The sequence below is a fragment of the Serratia sp. BW106 genome, assembly GCF_002607755.1.
In the GTDB taxonomy this organism is placed as follows: domain Bacteria; phylum Pseudomonadota; class Gammaproteobacteria; order Enterobacterales; family Enterobacteriaceae; genus Serratia; species Serratia proteamaculans.
Genome location: NZ_MCGS01000028.1, coordinates 64,114 through 64,593, shown reverse-complemented (window position 1 = coordinate 64,593; position 480 = coordinate 64,114). Strand labels below are relative to the sequence as shown.

Genomic DNA, 480 nt, shown 5'->3' with positions numbered 1-480 from the left:
GTGCTGGTGGCTGCAATCCATCAACTGGCGCAGGCCGTAGCGGCTGAGCGAGAAGTGGAACATCCCGTCGATATGCCAGTCACCGTACTGCAGGCTGCGGGTCTCGCAGCGCAGGCCGTTCTCGCCGGGGAAGATGTACGGCGTGTGCAGCTCTTCCAGGGGGAGTTGCCAACGGCCGAATTGCGCGGCAAGGCGACGGTCAGGGTAGTTCTCCTGCGGGCCCAGGCCCAACCATTGCGCCTGTGGATGAATTTCTGCCAGTTGGCAGCTCAGACCAATACGTGCCGGTGGCGGCAGACTGGCGGCAATCTCTACGTCAACGCTGATGCTGACAGCGCCCTGGTTGTCGAACAGCCACTGTTTACGGCTGCGTAACAGCGTTTGCCCATCGGCTCCGAACAGGTGTTCACTCACCACACGCACGCCATCGCTTAGCAAGTCGGCCTGTAACTGCGTGCAGCGTGCTTCCAGCCGGTACAT

Annotated in this window: 1 pseudogene; it reads right to left on the bottom strand. The window is 61.7% G+C overall.

Annotated elements, in window-relative coordinates:
* Nucleotides 1–480 (bottom strand): annotated as a pseudogene (gene lacZ / locus BEI65_RS27215) (beta-galactosidase); the annotation flags it as partial.